Annotated in this window: 18 protein-coding genes; 12 read left to right on the forward strand and 6 right to left on the reverse strand. The window is 68.8% G+C overall.

The genetic code is table 11. The annotated features are described in order from the left end of the window. Positions 1–3 precede the first annotated feature (3 nt). The gene (locus KF889_13465) at positions 4–615 is read left to right on the forward strand and encodes a hypothetical protein (protein MBX3500452.1); all 612 of its coding nucleotides are present in this window, start codon (positions 4–6) and stop codon (positions 613–615) included. A gap of 25 nt (positions 616–640) precedes the next feature. Here KF889_13465 and KF889_13470 read toward each other — a convergent pair whose 3' ends face one another. Together KF889_13470 and KF889_13475 are read right to left on the reverse strand one after the other, a co-directional pair. Then, a complete protein-coding gene (locus KF889_13470; protein ID MBX3500453.1) occupies positions 641–979 on the reverse strand; it encodes a hypothetical protein in 339 nt (112 codons plus the stop codon). After that, a complete protein-coding gene (locus KF889_13475; GenBank protein MBX3500454.1) occupies positions 979–2,499 on the reverse strand; it encodes an AMP-binding protein in 1,521 nt (506 codons plus the stop codon). The genes KF889_13470 and KF889_13475 overlap by 1 nt, the downstream gene beginning before the upstream one ends. A 57-nt stretch (positions 2,500–2,556) precedes the next feature. Between KF889_13475 and KF889_13480 the strand changes: the two genes are divergently transcribed. From KF889_13480 to KF889_13505, 6 genes are all read left to right on the forward strand, one after another. Beyond that, a complete protein-coding gene (locus KF889_13480) occupies positions 2,557–3,681 on the forward strand; it encodes an FAD-binding oxidoreductase (GenBank protein ID MBX3500455.1) in 1,125 nt (374 codons plus the stop codon). Between the two features lie 172 nt (positions 3,682–3,853). Continuing rightward, positions 3,854–4,267: a MarR family transcriptional regulator gene (locus KF889_13485; protein ID MBX3500456.1), complete on the forward strand. Its 414-nt coding sequence runs from the start codon at positions 3,854–3,856 to the stop codon at positions 4,265–4,267. 43 nt (positions 4,268–4,310) lie between these two features. Continuing rightward, positions 4,311–5,153, forward strand: a complete 843-nt coding sequence (locus KF889_13490) for an alpha/beta fold hydrolase (protein MBX3500457.1) — start codon at positions 4,311–4,313, stop codon at positions 5,151–5,153. A gap of 18 nt (positions 5,154–5,171) precedes the next feature. Next, entirely contained in the window at positions 5,172–7,538 is a 2,367-nt protein-coding gene (locus KF889_13495; protein ID MBX3500458.1) for a xanthine dehydrogenase family protein, read from the forward strand. Continuing rightward, positions 7,519–8,382 carry an FAD binding domain-containing protein gene (locus KF889_13500; GenBank protein ID MBX3500459.1) on the forward strand — a complete coding sequence of 288 codons (864 nt, stop codon included), beginning with the start codon at positions 7,519–7,521 and terminating at the stop codon, positions 8,380–8,382. Before KF889_13495 ends, KF889_13500 begins: the two co-directional genes overlap by 20 nt. Positions 8,383–8,386: 4 nt before the next feature. Next, positions 8,387–8,866: a (2Fe-2S)-binding protein gene (locus KF889_13505; GenBank protein ID MBX3500460.1), complete on the forward strand. Its 480-nt coding sequence runs from the start codon at positions 8,387–8,389 to the stop codon at positions 8,864–8,866. Position 8,867: 1 nt separating this feature from the next. Here KF889_13505 and KF889_13510 read toward each other — a convergent pair whose 3' ends face one another. The 4 genes from KF889_13510 to KF889_13525 form a co-directional block, all read right to left on the reverse strand. Next, a complete protein-coding gene (locus tag KF889_13510) occupies positions 8,868–10,187 on the reverse strand; it encodes a TRAP transporter large permease subunit (protein ID MBX3500461.1) in 1,320 nt (439 codons plus the stop codon). 7 nt (positions 10,188–10,194) lie between these two features. Then, positions 10,195–10,749, reverse strand: a complete 555-nt coding sequence (locus tag KF889_13515) for a TRAP transporter small permease (protein MBX3500462.1) — start codon at positions 10,747–10,749, stop codon at positions 10,195–10,197. A gap of 128 nt (positions 10,750–10,877) precedes the next feature. Then, entirely contained in the window at positions 10,878–11,852 is a 975-nt protein-coding gene (locus KF889_13520) for a TRAP transporter substrate-binding protein (GenBank protein MBX3500463.1), read from the reverse strand. A 62-nt stretch (positions 11,853–11,914) separates the two neighbouring features. Further along, a complete protein-coding gene (locus KF889_13525; protein ID MBX3500464.1) occupies positions 11,915–12,862 on the reverse strand; it encodes a hypothetical protein in 948 nt (315 codons plus the stop codon). Positions 12,863–12,956: 94 nt separating this feature from the next. Between KF889_13525 and KF889_13530 the strand changes: the two genes are divergently transcribed. The 5 genes from KF889_13530 to KF889_13550 all read left to right on the forward strand — a co-directional run bounded on the left by KF889_13530 (position 12,957) and on the right by KF889_13550 (position 18,135). Continuing rightward, complete coding sequence (locus tag KF889_13530) at positions 12,957–14,363, forward strand: hypothetical protein (protein ID MBX3500465.1); 1,407 nt, start codon at positions 12,957–12,959, stop codon at positions 14,361–14,363. 42 nt (positions 14,364–14,405) lie between these two features. After that, positions 14,406–15,194, forward strand: a complete 789-nt coding sequence (locus KF889_13535; protein MBX3500466.1) for a creatininase family protein — start codon at positions 14,406–14,408, stop codon at positions 15,192–15,194. A gap of 514 nt (positions 15,195–15,708) precedes the next feature. Next, on the forward strand, positions 15,709–16,554 hold the full coding sequence (locus KF889_13540) for a TauD/TfdA family dioxygenase (GenBank protein MBX3500467.1): 846 nt from the start codon (positions 15,709–15,711) through the stop codon (positions 16,552–16,554). Between the two features lie 16 nt (positions 16,555–16,570). Then, positions 16,571–17,455, forward strand: a complete 885-nt coding sequence (locus KF889_13545; GenBank protein MBX3500468.1) for a TauD/TfdA family dioxygenase — start codon at positions 16,571–16,573, stop codon at positions 17,453–17,455. A 119-nt stretch (positions 17,456–17,574) separates the two neighbouring features. Next, positions 17,575–18,135 (forward strand): dienelactone hydrolase family protein, encoded by a 561-nt coding sequence (locus KF889_13550; GenBank protein ID MBX3500469.1) that lies wholly within the window; start codon positions 17,575–17,577, stop codon positions 18,133–18,135. Positions 18,136–18,230: the final 95 nt, after the last annotated feature.

Here is an 18,230-nt window from a genome sequence, read left to right on the forward strand (position 1 = left end):
GACTTGGCCGGCGACTACCAGCAACGAGGCTTTCGCGTGCTGCGCGGCGGGCTGATCGCACCGCTGCGCGAGAGCCTCAGGCAGGTCGCCGCGCCGCTCCTCGATCGTGCCCGCGCCGGCGGCTGGCGCGAAGCCGACGGCGAGTCGGAAGGCGCCACCGGCTGGTACGGCCACAAGCCGGTCGACACGGTCATGGAGTTCCTCGCCCCCATGATCGCGCACGCGACCGGCGGCGCGGCCTTGTGGCCGACATTCTCCTACCTGCGCCTATACCCGCGCGGCACCAGGCTCACGCCGCACACCGATCGCGATTCCTGCGAGGTGGCGATCACCGCCGCCGTCGACGGCAGCGACGCCACACCCTGGCCGATCCTGATCGAAGCGTCGGACGGCACGGTCGAGTCGATCGACCTCGTACCGGGCGACATCCTCGTCTATGCCGGACGCGAGCGACCGCACTGGCGAGAGCCGCTGCGGGGCGACTGGCGCCTGCAGGCGATGTTCTTCTACGTGCGCCAGGATGGTCCCTTCGCACGCTGGAAGTACGACACGCGGCCGGCGCTGGGCATGCCGCCGCCGACCACCCATCCCGACATCGGCGAGGCCGCCACGTAGTTTTTGGGAGCGCCGGCGATCCCAATCACCCCTTCGGCACGCCGCCGACGAAGCAGAAGATGACGCCGCGCTCGTTGGCGCAGATGTGGCTGCGGCCGTCGGGCGAGGCGTTCTTCAGCACCACGTCGTCCGGTACGAGTACCCAGTGGCCGTCGAGCATGGCGCGCCAATAGCCCTCGTCGTCGACATAGGCGCGCGTCGGCCGGCAGTCGCGGTTGTCGCAGCACAGCCGGCCGGTGAACGGGTGCCTCAACGTGCGGTACCAGTCATGCATCTCGGCATGGCCGAGTCCGTGATGCCCGTCCTGCGCCGGCGCCGGCGTCGCCAGCGGGATCGACAGGAGCAGGGCGGCTACGAGGCGCATCACAGCTTCGTTCTGAGGTCCGTCTTGAGGATTTTGCCGTAGTTGTTCTTCGGCAGGGCGTCGATGAAGCGGTACTCCTTGGGCCGCTTGTAGCGCGCGATGTTGTCGAGGCAGAGCTGGTCGAGCTCGGCCGGCGTCACGGTGCGGCCCTCGCGCGGCACGACGAAGGCCACCGCCTCCTCGCCCCATTCGGGATGCGGGCGGCCGACCACCGAGCATTCGAGCACCGCGGGATGCATGTTCAGCACATCCTCGATCTCGCGCGGATAGATGTTGCTGCCGCCCGATATGATCATGTCCTTCGAGCGGTCTTTCAAGGTCAGGAAGCCCTCCTCGTCGAAGCAGCCGACATCGCCGGTCCACAGCCAGCCCTCGCGCAGCGACTTCGCCGTCGCCTCCGGGTTCTGCCAGTAGCCCTCCATGACGGTGTCACCGCGCACGATGATCTCGCCGACCTCGCCGGTGGGCATCGACTGGCCCTGCTCGTCGACCACCTGCACCTCGACGCAGGTGTCGGGCAGGCCGGCCGAGGCCAGGCGCTGCTCCCAGCGCGGATGGTCCCTGTCGGCATGTACGGCGCGGCTGAGATGGCTGATGGTCATCGGGCTCTCGCCCTGGCCGTAGAGCTGCACCATCACGTTGCCCAGCACGTCGAGCGCCTTCTTCAGGTCGCTGACATACATCGGCGCGCCGCCGTAGCTGATCGTGCGGATCTCGCCCGGCCGCATCTCGCCGACGATCGGATGATCGATCAGCCGCTTCACCATGGTCGGCGCGAGGAAGATGGTGGCGTCGGGCCAGCGGTGCAACAGCTGCACCATCTCGGGCACCTCGTAGCGGCCGCTCTCGGGGAACACCTGGGTGACGCCGCGCGCCAGCATCGGGAAGTTCCACAGGCCCGAGCCGTGGCTGATCGGCGCGACATGGATGATCGAGCCGCCCGGCTCGGGCCGGTCCACATCGGCGTAGTAGTTCTGGCTCATGGCCAGCAGGTTGCGGTTGGTCAGCACCGCACCCTTGGGCCGGCCGGTGGTCCCTGATGTGTAGAAGAACCACGCCGCGTCGGTCGGCAGGGATCGATGCAGCGCGATCGGATCGCCGATGCCCATCGAGGTGTAGTCGCGCGTCGAGCAGTCGATGATGCGCGCGAGCTGGGGACAATCGTCCTTCACCGAGGCGATGGCCTCGGCGAGATCCGGCGTGACGAAGCAGGCCCGTGCGCCGGAATTCTCGAGGATGAAGGCGAACTCCCGGGGGTGCAGCTTGGCGTTCATCGGAACGGCGCAAAGTCCCGCGTGCCAGATGGCGTACATCGCCTCCAGCGACTCCACGCCGTTGGTCATCGCCAGCGCCACTCGCTCGCCCGGCCGCAGCCCCATGCGGTGGCGCAGGTGCGTGGCCATCACCGAGACCTTGCGCAGCATGGCGCGCCAGGTCGCGTGCGGCGCCTCGCCCTTGGCCAGCGCGATCATGTCGGGAAAGGCCTGTGCCGACTTCACGAGCAGAGACGCGATATTCATGCCGTCCTCCCGCTCGCGACTATCGCAGCGGCGCGCGAGTTGCGATAGTCCACCGTCATGGAAGTCGACTTCGCCATCATCGGCGCCGGCATCGCCGGCGTATCCTGTGCCTACTACCTTGCACCGCGCGCCAGGGTCGCGATCCTCGAGCGCGAGCACGTCCCGGCCTACCACACGACGGGCCGCTCGGCGGCGCTCTACACCGAGACCTACGGCAGCGCCGCGGTGCGCGCGATCACGGTCCGCAGCGGCGAGTTCTATCGCCAGCCGCCTGCCGGCTTCGCCGATGTGCCGCTGCTGTCGCCCCGCGGCGCCCTGCTCTTCGGGCGTCCCGGAGAGGCCGACAGGATCGACGCCGCCTACCGGGACTTCCACGCGCTGGTCGATACGGTCGAGCGCGCCGATCGCGCCGAGACGCTGAGGCGGCATCCCCTGCTGCGGCCCGAGCTGGTCGAAGGCGCGGTGTGGGAGCCGGACGCCGAGGACATGGATGTGGCGGCGATCCACGCCGGATTCCTGAGGGGCGCGCGGGCCGCGGGCGCGGCGCTGCACCTGAAGGCCGAGGTCGCGGCGCTGGATCGCAGGAACGGCCAGTGGCACGTCCGGCTGGCGAACGGCGAGACGATCCTCGCCCGAGTCGTCGTCAACGCCTCGGGCGCCTGGGCGGATGTGCTGGGCGCGATGGCCGGCGCCAGGCCGATCGGTCTTGTTCCGAAGCGCCGCACCGCCTTCACCTTCGACGCGCCGCAGGGCACGGACATCGCCCGCCTGCCGATCGTCGTCGATCTGGCCGAGACTTTTTACTTCAAGCCCGAGGTCGGCCAGTTCCTCGGCTCCCCGGCCGACGAGACGCCAAGCGAGCCCTGCGATGCGCAGCCCGAGGAGCTCGACATCGCCATCGCCGTCGACCGCATCGAGACGCACACCACGCTCACCGTTCCACGTATCCGCAACAAGTGGGCAGGCCTGCGCAGCTTCGTGGCCGACAAGGAGTTCGTCGTCGGTTTCGACGGCGACGCCGAGGGCTTCTTCTGGCTCGCCGGACAGGGCGGCTACGGCATCCAGAGCGCGCCGGCGATGGGCCGGCTGTCGGCAGCGCTGGCGCTGGGCGAGGCGATGCCCGGGGACATCGCGGCGCTGGGCGTCAGCGAAGCGGCATTGAGTCCCCTGCGCCTGTGCTGAGCCGCCAGAAGAGCTAGCCGGCGCCGTAGTCGCGGAGCACACCTCGCGGTATGAGTGACGAGCGAGCGTTTGCCGGCCCCCTATTCCGCAGTTGGTGCTGATGTTCTTTCTCGAAGAGCTCCCGAGCGAGCAGGTCCTGAAAGAGTTCGCGAAACGCTTTCCCGAGATGGAAGTGGATTCGACGACCGCGTGCCTCAAGCTGTTGTGGGTCGCCAGCCACCTGATCCGCGACCTCGAGGGCCACTTCTCGCAGCACGGTCTGTCGCAGGCCCGCTTCCTGGTGCTGATCGTGCTCGAGCGCACCGCCGACAAGCGGTTGATGCCGGCCGAGCTGGCGCGCCAGCTCGGCATCTCCAAGAAGAACACAGCTCGCGTGCTCGCCTTCATGGAGGAGGCCCGCCTGGTGCACCGCACCTCGCATCAGACCGACGGCCGCGCCTCGCTGGTCTCGATCACCGCCGCCGGCTCCGCCCTGCTCACCAAGGCGATGCCCGGCTATTACCGCATCCTCAACCGCGCCATGCGGCCGCTCGACGGCAAGGCCAAGGCGACATTGATATCGGCACTGGACCGGCTTGCCCAATAATAGGAACCATGGTAACCATAATGGAGGAGCAAGGGAGGAAACCATGGCGCACGTGCGCATCGGCGACGCCGAGCTGCATTACGTCGTGCAGGGTGAGGGTGAGCCGCTTCTGCTGCTGCCAGGGCTCGGCCTCGATCATCAGTACTATCGCCTCGTTCTGCCGCGCTTCGCCGGCGCGACGAAGGTTTATGCCGTCGACCCGCGCGGCATCGGCGGGTCGAGCAAGTCGCCGCCGCCCTATTCCGTCGAGTCGTGGGCCGACGACTTCGCACGCCTGATCGAGACCCTGGGACAGGGGCCGATGCATGTCCTGGGCACCTCTCTCGGCGGCGCCATGGCCCTGGCGTTGGCGGTGCGCTCCCCGCATTGCGTGCGCGACCTCATCGTCGTCGGCGCGTTCAGCGAGCTCGATCGGGCCGCGGTGCTCAACTTCGACCTGCGGGCGCGGCTGATCGAGCGCCTGGGCATGAGCGAGGAGGTCGCCGACTACATGGCGTTGTGGACTCTCACGCGCGGATTCATCAACTCCGACGAGGGCTTCCGCCAGATGAAGCTCAACCAGGAGATCATCCGGCGCAACTCGGCCGAGCTCTATCTCGCCTTCGTGCGCTCGGTGCTGGCCTGGGGCCGCGCCCTGCCGGGACAGGAGCACGAGCCCAAGTTCACCGCCGAGCTGCCCAAGGTCAAAGCGCGCACCCTGGTGATCGGTTCGGGCAATGACCAGCTGATCCCGCTGGCGCTGAGCGAGAAGATCGCCGCCGCCATTTCGGGGGCACGCCTGCACGTCATGCCGGATGGCGGCCACATCCCCTTCGTCGAGAAGCACAAAGAGGTTGCGGAGGTGGTTCTCGACTTCCTCGGCGCCCGCCGGAAAGAGGCTGCCTAGGCGTCCGCGGGGCGATCGATGGTCACCTCTGTCCGGCACGTCGGCGCCGCACTCAGGCGTATCGAGGATCCGCGGCTGCTGAGCGGCCGCGGCTACTACGCTGCCGATCTTGCCGCGCCGGGCATGCTGGTCGCGGCGGTGCTCCGCAGCCCATTGCCCCATGCGCGCGTGGGCGCCATCGACACGACGAAGGCGACGGCACTGCCCGGCGTCGCCCTGGTGGCGACGGCAGCCGACCTCGGCGCCGCCCAGCGCGCGCTCCCGTCCTTCGGCCAGTTCCCAAAAAGCCTGATCGACCGCTGGCAACCCACCATCCGCACCTGCCCGCATCCGACGCTGGCGCAGGACAAGGTGCGCTATGTCGGCCAGCCGGTGGCGCTGGTTGTGGCCGAGAGCCGTGAGATTGCCGAGGACGCGCTCGAGCTGATCGAGGTCGACTATCAGCCACTGCCTGTGACGACGACGATCGAACAGTCGCTCGCCGCCGATGCCCCACGGCTGTTCGAGGACCAGCCCGGCAACGTCGCGCTCGAGTTCAGGACGACGATCGGCGATATCGAGGCTGCGTTCGCAAGCGCTGCGCATGTCGTGCGCGATCGCTTCGCCATCCAGCGCTATTCCGGCATGGCGCTCGAGGGCCGCGGTCTGCTCGCCGTGCCCGCCCAGGATGGCCTGACCGTCTGGGCCAGCCATCAGCTGCCGCATTTTTTGCGGGGGCTCATTTGCGAATCGCTTGCCCTGCCCCACTATGCAGTGCGCGTGCTGCAGCCCGACATCGGCGGCGGGTTCGGCCAGAAGGCCGGCATGTATTCCGAGGACGTGCTGGTGCCCTGGGCCGCCCATCGGCTGGGCCGCCCGGTCAAGTGGCTGGAAGACAAGGCCGAGCAGCTGGTCGGCTCGAGCCATTCGCGCCAGCAGGAATTCGATATGGAGCTGGCGCTCGATGCCGACGCCAGGGTCCTTGGCCTGCGCTACCGCGCCCGCATCGATGCCGGAGGCTACCTCACCTTCCCGGTGGTGCTGTCGTATCTCGGCATGTGCCACATGCTGGGGCCCTACCGGCTGCCGGCCTTCGCCGCGCATGTCCAGTCGGTGCTGACCAACAAGACGCACTCCGCGCCGTCTCGCGGCGCCGGCCGCCCCGAGGCCGCCTTTGCGCTCAATCGGATCATGGACCGCGCCGCACAGCAGATCGGCATCGATCCGATCGAGCTCCGGCGTCGCAACTTCATCCAGCCCGCCGACATGCCCTATTCGCCGGGCATCCTTTATCGCGACGGCAATCCGCTGCTGTTCGAGAGCGGCGACTATCCCGGCGCGCTCGAGCGCGCCTTGCAGGCAATCGACCGCGACTCGTTTCGCCGCGAGCAGGCGGCGGCGCGCGCCGAAGGCCGCCATCTGGGCCTCGGCATCGAGTGCAATATCGAGGCCGGCGGGCTCGGACCCTATGAGTACGCGCGGGTGCGCGTCGATCCGTCGGGCAAATTGGTGGTTCACACCGGGCTGGTCGACAGTGGCCAGGGCCATAAGACCGTCTTCGCCCAGGTCTGCGCCGACCAGCTCGGCGTCGACCCGGCCGACGTGGTCGTGCTCGCCACCGACACCGACGCGCTGACCTACGGTCGCGGCACGTATCACAGTCGCGGCGCAGTCGCCGGCGGAGGCGCCGTGCACAAGGCGGCATCGGCTCTGCGCGCCCGCCTCGTCGAGATCGCGGCGAGGCACTTCCAGATCAGGCCCGACACCCTTGTCGTCGAAGGCGGGGCGGTCTTCGAGCCGGGCACCGACCGGCGCCTGACATTCGCCGACTGCGCGCGACTGGCAACGCCCGAGCTGGCGCTGCCGGTCGGCGGCGCACCGGGTCTCGACGAGACGGCGGTGTTCGAGATGCCGACCACCTCGTGGGGCAATGCCGTGCATGCGGCGTTCGTCGAGGTCGATGTCGAGACCGGCCGCGTGCGCGTCCTGCGCTACGTCGTGCTGCATGACTGCGGCCGCATGATCAATCCGCTGATCGTGCGCGGCCAAGTACTGGGTGCGCTGGTCCAGGGTATCGGCGGCAGCCTGCTGGAGGAGCTGGGTTACGACCCACACGGCAATCCGCAGGCGACGACCCTGCAGGAATACATCCTGCCGAGATTGGACGACGTGCCGGAGATCGAAATCCTCAACATGGAAACGCCGTCACCGCTTAATCCGCTGGGCGTGAAGGGCGCCGGCGAGGCTGGCACGCTCGGGCCACCGGCCGCGCTCGCCGCCGCCGTCGAGGATGCGTTGGCCCCGTTCGGTGTGCGCATCCATGCGACTCCGCTATCGCCGCGCAACATCCTGGCGGCGCTGCGCGCCAAGCGCGAGGAGAAGGCCAATGCGGCCCGCCCCGTTTGAGTATTTCGCGCCGGCAAGTCTTGCGGAGGCCGCCGCGCTGCTCGCGCAGAGCGAGGGCGCCGGCCGTATCCTGGCAGGCGGACAGAGCCTGTTGCCAGCGATGAATCTGCGCCTGGCGCGGCCCAGCTGCCTCATCGACCTGCGCCGCGTTCCCGGTCTCGATGAGATCAGGATCGAAGCCGACACCGTGCGCATCGGCGCGCGCGTTACGCATCAGCAGTTGATCGACTCGCCCGAGCTCAGGGCGGCTATTCCGCTGTTTGCGATGGCGGGGCCATACATCGCCCACGCCGCGATCCGGTCCCACGGCACGTTCGGTGGCAGCCTCGCGCTCGCCGACCCCGCCTCGGAATGGCCGACGGTGCTGAGCCTGCTTGGCGGCCGCGTGCGCGCCGAGCGCGTGGGCGGCGCGCGCTGGATCGACGTGCGCGACTTCTTCCGGTCCTTCTACACGACGGCGCTCGCGCCCGACGAGATCCTGACGGACATAGAGATTCCACGGCCCGGCCCGGGCACACGTTTCGCCTTCGACGAGTTCGTACGCCAGTCGGGTGCATTCGCGATCGTCCTGTCGGCGGTTGCATTGCTTCCGTCGGCCGCCAACGCGGGCGCCCTCCTGGGCGTCGTTGGCGGCTGCGGGCTGAAGCCCGCGCGACTCGTGCTCGGGCCGTTGGCTTCGGGGCCATCGCTCGAGGAGCGCATCGATCAAGCGCTGAACCATCCGGACATCGAGCCGAGCGACGACATCCACGCCTCGGCGCAGGATCGCCGCAGGGTCGCCGCCGTCCTGATCCGGCGCTGCATCGCCCGTCTGACGCAGCCCGCCGATCGTGCGAGAGGATGAGCCGATGGCAACAACGGGCACGGTGCAAATCTGCGTCAATGAGATCGTCCACCACCGTGAGGTCGAGGCGCGCCGTCGCCTGGGCGACTTCCTGCGCGAGGACCTCGGCCTCACGGGTACGCATCTACCCTGCGAGCATGGCGTCTGCGGTGTCTGCACCGTGCTTGTCGACGGCACGCCGCGACTGTCCTGCCTGACGCTGGCGATGCAGGCCGACGGCACGCGCGTCGTGACCGTCGAAGGCCTCGCCCACGATCCCGTACTTGCTGCCCTGCACAAGGCATTCCAGGAACAGCACGCGCTGCAGTGCGGCTACTGCACGCCGGGCTTCCTGATCGCGCTGGCCGCCTTGTTCCGCAGGCAGCCCGACGCGACTGACGAGGCGATCCGCGAAACCATCGACGGCATCATCTGCCGTTGCACGGGCTACCTGCCGATCCTGCAGGCCGCGATCAGCGCGCGGGACAAGTTCATCGCCCGCTGACCTAGCGCGCCGCCTGCGTCATCTGGTTGGGCAGCCACATCACCACGTCGGGGAAGACATAGGTGATGACCACGGCGACGCACATCAGCGCGAAGAACGGGAACGAGACCTTGCCGACCCAGAAGATCGACTTGCCGGTCATGCCCTGCAGCACGAAGAGGTTGAAACCGATCGGTGGCGTGATCTGCGCCATCTCCACGACGAGCGTGACGAAGATGCCGAACCAGATCTTGTCGATCCCGGCCTGTTCGATCATCGGCATGACGATGGCGATGGTCAGCACCACCATCGAGATGCCGTCGAGAAAGCAGCCCAAGCCGATGTAGAGGATCGCCAGCACCAGGATCAGCATCGCCGGCGTGAGCTGCATGGCGGCGATCGATTCCGCCAGATGGCGCGGCAGGCCGGTGAAGCCCATCGCCAGCTTGAGGAACGAGGCGCCGGCGAGGATCAGCAGGATCATCGCGGTGAGTCGCGTGGCGCCCATCACGCTCTGCCAGAACGTCTCACGGTTCAGGCGCCGTTGCGCCGCGGCGATGGCGAAGGAGCCAAGCACGCCGAAGGCCGCCGACTCGGTGGCGGTGGCGATGCCGGCATAGATCGAGCCCAGCACCAGCAGGATCAGCGCCACGACCGGGATCAGCGCGCCCGAGGCGCGCAGCTTCTCGCCCAGGGAGGTCGAGGGATCGCGCGGCGGCACTCGGTCGCGATTGATCAGCGCCCATAGCGCGACGTAGCCCATGAACAGGACGCCCAGCATGGCACCGGGCACGATGCCGGCGGCGAACAGCTTGGCGACCGAGACCTCGGCCTGCACGCCGTAGACGATCATGATCAGCGACGGCGGGATCAGCAGGCCGAGCGTGCCGGCGCCCGCCAGCGAGCCGATGGCGATGTCGTCGGGGTAGCCGCGCCGACGCAGCTCCGGCACGGTCATCTTGCCGATGGTGGCGCAGGTCGCCGCCGAGGAGCCGCTGACGGCGGCGAAGATCGAGCAGCCGAGGATGTTGGTGTGCACAAGCCGGCCGGGAAGCCGCTGCATCCACGGTGCCAGGCCGCGGAACATGTCCTCGGAGATGGCGGTGCGGAACAGGATCTCGCCCATCCAGATGAACAGCGGCAGCGCAGTCAGCGTCCACGACGAGCTGTCGGAGAAGATCGTCGTCGCCATCGCGTCGCCGGCCAGGCGATTGGGCGCGAAGATCCACATCACGGCGATCGACACGCCGATCATCGACAGGCCGATCCAGATTCCGGTCCCGAAGAGGAAGAACAGCGCGGCGACGGCGAGCAGCGCGATCTGGGCGTCCAATCCGCTCATCTCGGCCTCAGCGCTCGATCCGGGCGTCTTCGGCGGAGACCTCCCGCATCAGCGGGCCGCCCATGGCGACGACGACGAGCTGCTCGACGATGGCGATGGCGAAGACCACGGCGCCCAGCGCCATGCCGAGCTGCGGGATCCACAGCGGGATGGCGATCAGCCCGGTCGACAGGTCGTTGATCTGCCAGCTGACGTAGCAGAGCTTGATCGAATACCAGGCAAGATAGCCCGCCAGCAGCGAGCCGACACCCAGGCACCAGAGCTCGAGGACGCGCCGCGCGCGGCCCTCGAAGCGCTGCAGGATCAGGGTGACGCGGATATGTTCGCCGCGGCCGAAGGTGGCGGCGAAGGCGAGAAAGGCCGAGGCGCACATCGCGTAGCCGGCCAGCTCGTCGGCCGAGCGCGCGACATAGTTGAACGGGTTGGGCAGGCCCAGGCTCTGCTGCATCCACAGGCCGACGCCGGGCCACACCGAATACAGCACGAAGACCAGCAGCAGGATCATGAAGAGCCCGCCGAGGATGCCGGTGATGTCGTAGAGCCTGCGCAGGATGTCGCGCATCGCCTTCCCCTTCTTCGTTGTGCCCGGTTCGTTGCGCCCTGTGTCGCGCGCCGGCTTCGCCCTGTCCAGAATGCAAAGGGCCGGCCACGTGGGCCGGCCCCGCGAAATGCCGCCAGCGCGGCGTCACGTCACATCTTGCGATAGGCGTCGACCAGTGCCTTGCCGTCGGCGCCGGCCTTGGCCAGCCATTCCTCGGTCAGCTTCTGGCCGAGCTCCTTGTACTCGGCGGCCAGCTTGGCCGAGGGTGGTGCCACCTTCATGCCGTTCTTGGCCAGGGTCTCGAGGAAGCCTTTGGCCAGCCGCTCGCTCTCGGCCCAGCCCATGGCCTCGGCCTTGGCGGCCTCCTCCAGCACGATCTTGCGCGTCGCCTCATCGAGCTTGTCGAAGGCCGCCTTGTTGACCAGCACCAGATCCTTCGGCAGCCAGGCCTGCGTGTCGTAGAAATGCGTCAGCTGCTCCCACACCTTGGCATCGACGCCAGTCGCGCCCGAGGAGATGAAGGAGTCGGCCTTGCCGGTTGCCAGCGCCTGGCTGAGCTCGGCGGCCTGGATGGTGATCGGCTGCGCCCCGGTCAGCTCGGCGATGCGCGAGGTGCCGCGGTTGTAGGCGCGGAACTTCAGGCCCTTCATGTCGGATAGCTGGCTGATCTCCTTCTTGGCGTAGAGGCCCTGCGGCGGCCACGGCACCGAGAACAGCGCGATCATGCCCTGCGAGGCCAGCTTCTTCTCGAGCACCGGCTTCTGCGCCGCCCACAGCTTCCTGGCGTCGGCGAAGCTGGTGGCGAGGAAGGGCACGACGTCGAGACCGAAGACCGGATCCTCGTTCTCGAAGTTCGAGATCAGGATCTCGCCGATCTGCGCCTGGCCGGTCTGCACGGCGCGCTTGATGTCGGGCGCCTTGAACAGCGCGCCGCCGGGATGGATCGTGATCAGGAGCTTGCCGCCGGTGCGCTCTTTCACCGCGTCGGCGAATTTCTGCATGTTCACGGTGTGGAAGTTGGTCGCCGGATAGGCCGCCGGCAGGTCCCATTTCGTCTGCGCCGCGGCCGTCGACGCCATCGCGGCGAAGGCGCCGGCCAGCGCCAGTTTCAACCCGACTCTCATTGTCCGTCTCCCATGAGAAAGCCTGATGGATCGTGGCACGCCGTGCGGGGCGCTCGCAAGGCTCAGCCCGGCTGCGCGTGCAGCAGCCGGCGGTAGATCGGCTGGGTCAGGGTCGGGATCAGGTAGATCGGAAACTGCACCGCGGCGATGAACAGGAAGTAGTCGGGATCGACCGACGCGGGCAGCGCCGCCAGAAGGAGCGCGTTGTTGCGGCTGCCCGCCGCGTAGCCCGCCGTGCAGGCGAGTTGCCGGCCGACCAGCGGCCAGAACGCCAGCGTGACCATCGCGATATAGGCAAAGGTGGCGATGAACGACCACAGCACGAAGCCGCCGGTGCGCCACGGCTCGGCGAGGATGCGCGCGGTGACACCGTCCATGATCGGGATGGCGAAGACCAGCAGGGTGACGACCAGGGAGCCGTCGATCAGCGGCGCCGCCTGCGCCTCGCGGCCGCGACTCAGCCGGCGCAGCACCAGGGCCAGGACGAAGCCCGAGGCGACCACGCCGGCCAGCCGCGCCGTGAAGGCGAGGAAGCCGATCTTGAGATCGAGCCCGAACAGGGCCAGCGCCAGCGGCGGGATGGTGAGCGGCGCCAGCGCCGTGCCGACCAGCACCGCGAACAGCGCCTGCGCGCGATCCAGCCCGAGGAAGCCGGCCATCGCCGCCATCGAGGTCAGCGGCGGCAGGCAGGCCATCAGCGCCAACGCCAGGGCCAGCCCCTCCGGGATCGGCATGAGATGCAGCAGCGGCGCAGCGAGCAGCGGCACGACGAACATCGCGGCGAAGAGCGTCGCCAGCCCGAGCCAGGGCCGGCGCAGCACGGCGGCGAAGGCCGGCCAGTCGGTGCGCGCCATGGCGATGCCCAGCAGCACCACGGCCAGCGGCATCACCAGCGGCTTGAGCGTCGCGGCGAGGTCCTGCAGGAACAGGCCCAGCAGCAGCGCCATCGGCAGGAAGAGCGTGGCCCGCTCGGCGAGCAGGGTCAGCAGACGGACGAGCGGACGAAGCACGGGCGCGACGATAGCAGGCTCGCGGCGGCTCACAACGGCGTGAGTCGCAGGGCCGGCGCTGGCTCGCGGCGCGCGGCACCGCTAGCGTCGCGCCATGCGTTCGATGTGGCGATGGTGCTTTGGGCTGATGCTGGGGCTCGTGCCGGCCGTCGCCGCGTCCGCTCCCGACTGCGTCGCCGATGTGCGCCTCGAGGATCGCGGCCCTGAGCGCGCCCCGTCGCTGGCCGTCGCCATCGCCTGCCGCGCCGACGGCACGGTCCACTTCGTCGCCGGCAGCGCGACGACGGGCGCGCACCTGCGCGAGGCGCGCGACGGCAGCGACGCGGCGATCGACGGCAGCGGCGGCGCGTGGAGCGTGCCGGCGCGCGGCGGCAGCGCGACGCTGCGCTATGCCTTCGACCTCGGCGCCTACGCGCGCGACGTCGATCGGATCACCGCGGCCGTGGAGCGCGGCGGCGCGGCGCTGGCCATCCTCTCGACCTGGCTGCTCGAGCCGCGGCTGCCCTCGGGGGCGGTGCCGGTGATCGATATCCGCATCGCCGCGCCGCCCGGCCTGCAGGCCGCGCTGGCGCTGCCGCCGGTCGATGGCGGCTGGCGGCTGCAGGGCACCACCGTGCGCTTCGCCGGCTACGGCGTGATCGGCCGCTTCGACCGCGAGCGCATGACGCTGCCGGCGGCGGGCGACGGCGCCGCCACGCTCGACATCGCCCGGCTCGACGGCGCGCTGGCGGTGAGCCGGCCCGAGTTGCTCGACTGGATCCGCAAGATCGCCATGGCGCACGTCGAATACTGGCAGGGCTTCACCACAGGCCGCGTGCTGCTCGCCGTGGTGCCGGTGCCGGGCCGTCCGCGCGTGGTGTTCGGCCGCGTCGTGCCCGGCGGCGGCGTGTCGGTGATGCTGCAGGTCGGCGCGCGCGCCACGCTTGCGGATCTGTGGGACGACTGGATCCTGCCGCATGAGTTCGTGCACACCGGCATGCCGATGATCACCGGCCGCGCCAACTGGTTCATGGAAGGCGCGGCGACTTACGTCGAGCCGGTGATCCGCGCCCGGGCCGGCTTCAAGCCCGAGGCCGAGGTCTGGCGCGAATGGATCGAGCAGATGCCGCGCGGCCTCGGCGCCCTGCGCAGCGGCCTGTCGGGCGGCTCGCCCTACTGGGGCGGCGGGCTGTTCATGCTGCTGAGCGACATCGAGATCCGCCGCACCACGTCGGGCGCCAAGGGACTCGAGCACTGCCTGCGCGGCGCGCTGCGCGCCGGCGGCGACATGGCGCCGGCCGAGCGCTGGCCGCTCGCGACCTTCGCGCAACGCTGCGATGCGGCGCTGGGCACGCCGGTCATGGCGACGATGCTGGAGCGTCATCTCGGCAAGTCCGTCGAGGTCGACCTGCCCGCGCTGTGGCGCGATCTCGGCGTCGCGCTGACCGCCGACGGCGTCACGGTCGACGACAGCGCGCCGCTGGCCTGGATCCGCCGGATCCTGGTGATGGGCCGGGCCTAGGCACGGTCGATGGCGCAACAGCCCGCGTGCTAGGTTCGCCGCATGGACCTTCCCCTGTGGCTCGAAGATCTCACCTGGCTCGAGGCGAAGACCCGGTTCGAGGCCGGCGATGTGCTGATCCTGCCGATCGGCGCCGCCGCCAAGGAGCACGGCCCGCATTTGCCCCTGCGGACCGACGCCACCACCGCCCGGGCCTATGCCGAGCGCCTGGCGCGCCGCGCGCGCCAGGCCGGCCTGCCGACCCTGATCGCCCCACTGGTGCCTTTCGGCTACTACCCGGCCTTCACCCGCTACGCCGGCAGCCAGCACCTCTCGGCCGCGACCTTCAGCGCCCTGCTGCGCGAGCTGATCGAGGGTTTCATCGCCCAGGGCGCACATCGCCTGCTGCTGCTCAACACCGGCGTTTCGACCGAGGCGCCGATCAACGCCTTGCTGGGCGAGATCCACGGCGCCGCCGGCGTGCGCGTGGTCGCGGCTCATCTGCGCTTCCTCGGCCGCGACGCCGACAAGTGGATCGAGGTGCGCGAGGGTGGCCACGCCGACGAGCGCGAGACCTCGGTGATGCTGGCGATCGACGGCCGCAGCGTGCGCATGGACAGGCTGCCCGACGCCGCGGCCAACGCCGAGCGCGGCATGGCCGGCGTCGCCCTGCCCGCCGGCTTCGCACGCCCGGTACGCCTGTCGCCGGATGCTATGGGTTGCAGTGCCGATGAGTTCGCGCCCAGCGGCGCCACCGGCGACGCCAGCCGCGCGACCGCCTACAAGGGCGAGCGCGTCATCGATGCCGTGATCGAGGACCTGCTCGCCGGCCTGGTGAAGGCATTCCGCTGACATCGCCGCGCTGTCGCCGATTGCCATGGTTTGCCATGGGGTGCGGCGCTTCGGCCCGCGCCGCACGCGCCGCACGCGCCGCATCGTTCCCGCTTGGGCCAGCATTGCTCTTTCTTTCTATGGTCTCGAGCCTTCGGCCCGACGATCCCGGCGCGATCCACCTGACCACCCTCCTCCGCCCGCGAGGAACGCCTGGACGGAGTAGTCATGGCGGTTCGCGAGGGGCTTGTCTGACATGGTCGGTCTCCGGGTTTCGGTTGGACCCATTCTACGCGCGACCCGTGCCTGCCCCTATTTCCACCCCTACGCGTGTCGTCTACGGCCGTTCGTTGCCGCTGGCAGAGGACAAATCTGCGATCCTACGGCGGTCGTCCTGACTGGGGCGCGCTGCTCCGGTGGCGCGGCGGATGGTCGCCGGAACAGGCCGCTCGATCGCCCGCAGCTGTTGAAGACGAACGGATGGAATTGCAGCGAGATTGGCCGTAACGTCGCGGAAACGCGACGGAGCGATGCCATGCGCAACAGGCGTCTCGAGGTTCGTCTGCTTTCCGGCGCCGGCGGCGCGGAAATCTCCGGCGTCGACGTCGCGCGGGATCTCGACGACGAGACCATCGGCGAGATCCGCGACGCGTTGAACGAGCACTGCGTGGTGTTCTTCCGCGACCAGGAGCTCGACGTCGCCCGGCACAAGGCCTTCGCCCGCCGCTTCGGCGAGATCTTCATCCATCCCAACTATGTCGGCATGGGCGACGATCCCGAGATCGTCATGGTTCGCCGCCAGCCGGGCGACACGGGCTATGTCGGCGAGGATTGGCATGCCGACACGACCATGTGCGCCGAGCCGCCGATGGGTGCCATCCTCTACGGCATCGACATTCCCGACTACGGCGGCGACACGATGTTCGCCAACCAGTACCTCGCCTACGAGACCCTGTCGGACGGCATGAAGGGGATGCTCACCGGGCTGCGCGCCGTGCACAGCGACATCATGGTGGCGGGCCCGCAGGCCGGCAAGAACAAGGGCCGCTCGACCAAGCATCGCGACGGCGCGGACTGGCGCGAGACTCGCAGCATCCACCCGGTGGTGCGCACCCATCCCGAGACCGGCCGCAAGATGCTGTTCGTCAACAAGTCCTACACCGTGGGCTTCGACGGCATGACCGAGGCCGAGAGCAAGCCTCTGCTCGATTTCCTGATGGAGCACGGCAACCGGCCGGAATTCACCTTCCGCTATCGCTGGCAGAAGGGCTCCATCGCCTTCTGGGACAACCGCAGCACCAAGCACATCGCGCTGGGCGATACCGGACCGTTCCACCGCCTGATGCGCCGTATCCAGATCTGCGGCGACAAGCCGGTGTGAGGGAGGTAGGGCCGCGATGACCATCACCATCCGCGAGATCGGCCCCTGCTTCGCAGGTGAAGTTCAAGGCCTCGACATGCGGAACCCGTTGTCAAACGACGACGTCGCGGCGATCCACGCCGGCATGGACAAGTTCGCCGTGCTGGTGTTTCACGATCAGAAGATCGATGACGCCCAGCAACTCGCCTTCACCCGCAGCCTTGGCGAAATCGAGCACGCCATCGGCACAAGCCTGCGGGCGGCCGGCGACTACCGGCTGCCGACGACCTTCGCCGACGTCTCCAACCTCGACAAGGACAACGCGCCGTTCGCGCGCGATGACCGCCGCCGCCTGTTCGGCATCGGCAACCGGCTGTGGCATTCCGACAGTTCGTTCAAGGTCGTGCCGGCGAAGTATTCGCTTCTGCACGCCATCAGCGTCCCGTCAAAGGGCGGCAACACACAGTTCGCCGATATGCGAGCCGCTTACGATGCGCTGGACGAGGAGACCAAGGTCCAGGTCGAGGGCATGGTCTGCGAGCACAGTCAGATGTTCTCACGCCAGCAGATCGGCTTCTTCGATTTCACCGATGAAGAGCGCCAGCGTTTCCGGCCTGTCCGGCAGTGCATGGTTCGCATCCACCCGGTCACAGGCCGAAAGTCGCTCTATCTGTCGAGCCATGCCGGCGGCATCGTCGGATGGCCGATACCCGAGGCACGCGCCTTCCTGCGCGACCTGGTCGAGCACGCCACGCAGCGTGAGTTCGTCTACACGCACACTTGGCGGGTCGGTGACCTGGTGATGTGGGACAATCGCCAGACCATGCATCGTGCCCGGCCCTTCCCGGCGCACGAGCCGCGCGACATGCGCCGAACCACGCTGGCCGGCGACGGCCCGACGGCGGCGCAGGCGGCGGCGTGACCCGCATCAGGCGCCGACTGAAGATTGCTGTCGATGCCGGCCACACCGTCTCGGCGATCTACCTCGCGCCACGCGGCGCGATCGCTTGCTACGTCTTCGCGCACGGCGCCGGTGCGGGCATGTCGCATCCATTCATGGAAGCCGTTTCCCAGGGATTGGCCGCCCGCAAGATCGCCACGCTGCGCTACCAGTTTCCCTACATGGAGAGCGGTTCGCGCCGGCCCGATGGACCGGCTCTCGCCCAGGCAACGGTCGCGGCCGCCGTACGCCGAGCTGCCACGCTGGCTCCTCGCCTGCCACTGATTGCGGGTGGGAAGTCCTTCGGCGGTCGCATGACGTCGCAGGCACAGGCACGCGAAGCCCTGCCGAAGGTTCGCGGCCTCGCTTTCCTTGGCTTTCCGCTTCACCTCCCGAACAAGCCGTCCAAGGAGCGCGCCGCGCATCTGGCCGAGGTGCAGCTTCCGTTGCTGTTCATTCAGGGAGATCGGGACGCCTTGGCGGACATGCGCCTGCTTCGCTCGGTGACCCGGCGGCTTGGCGCACACGCCACGGTGCACAGGATTGCCGGAGCGGATCATTCCTTCGGCGTGCTGGTCCGCTCGGGACGCACCAATTCGGACGCATTGGAAGAGATCTTCGAGGCCTTCGCGCGGTGGACAAAGGAGCTATTGGCCACCTAGGCATGCCCGGACGGCACGTCGAAGACGAACGCAGGAGTCCGTATTCGACATCCCCCATCCGCCCTGCGGGCATCTTTCCCCCTCCGGGGGAAGGA

The sequence above is a fragment of the Alphaproteobacteria bacterium genome, assembly GCA_019635875.1.
In the GTDB taxonomy this organism is placed as follows: Bacteria; Pseudomonadota; Alphaproteobacteria; order Reyranellales; family Reyranellaceae; genus JAFAZJ01.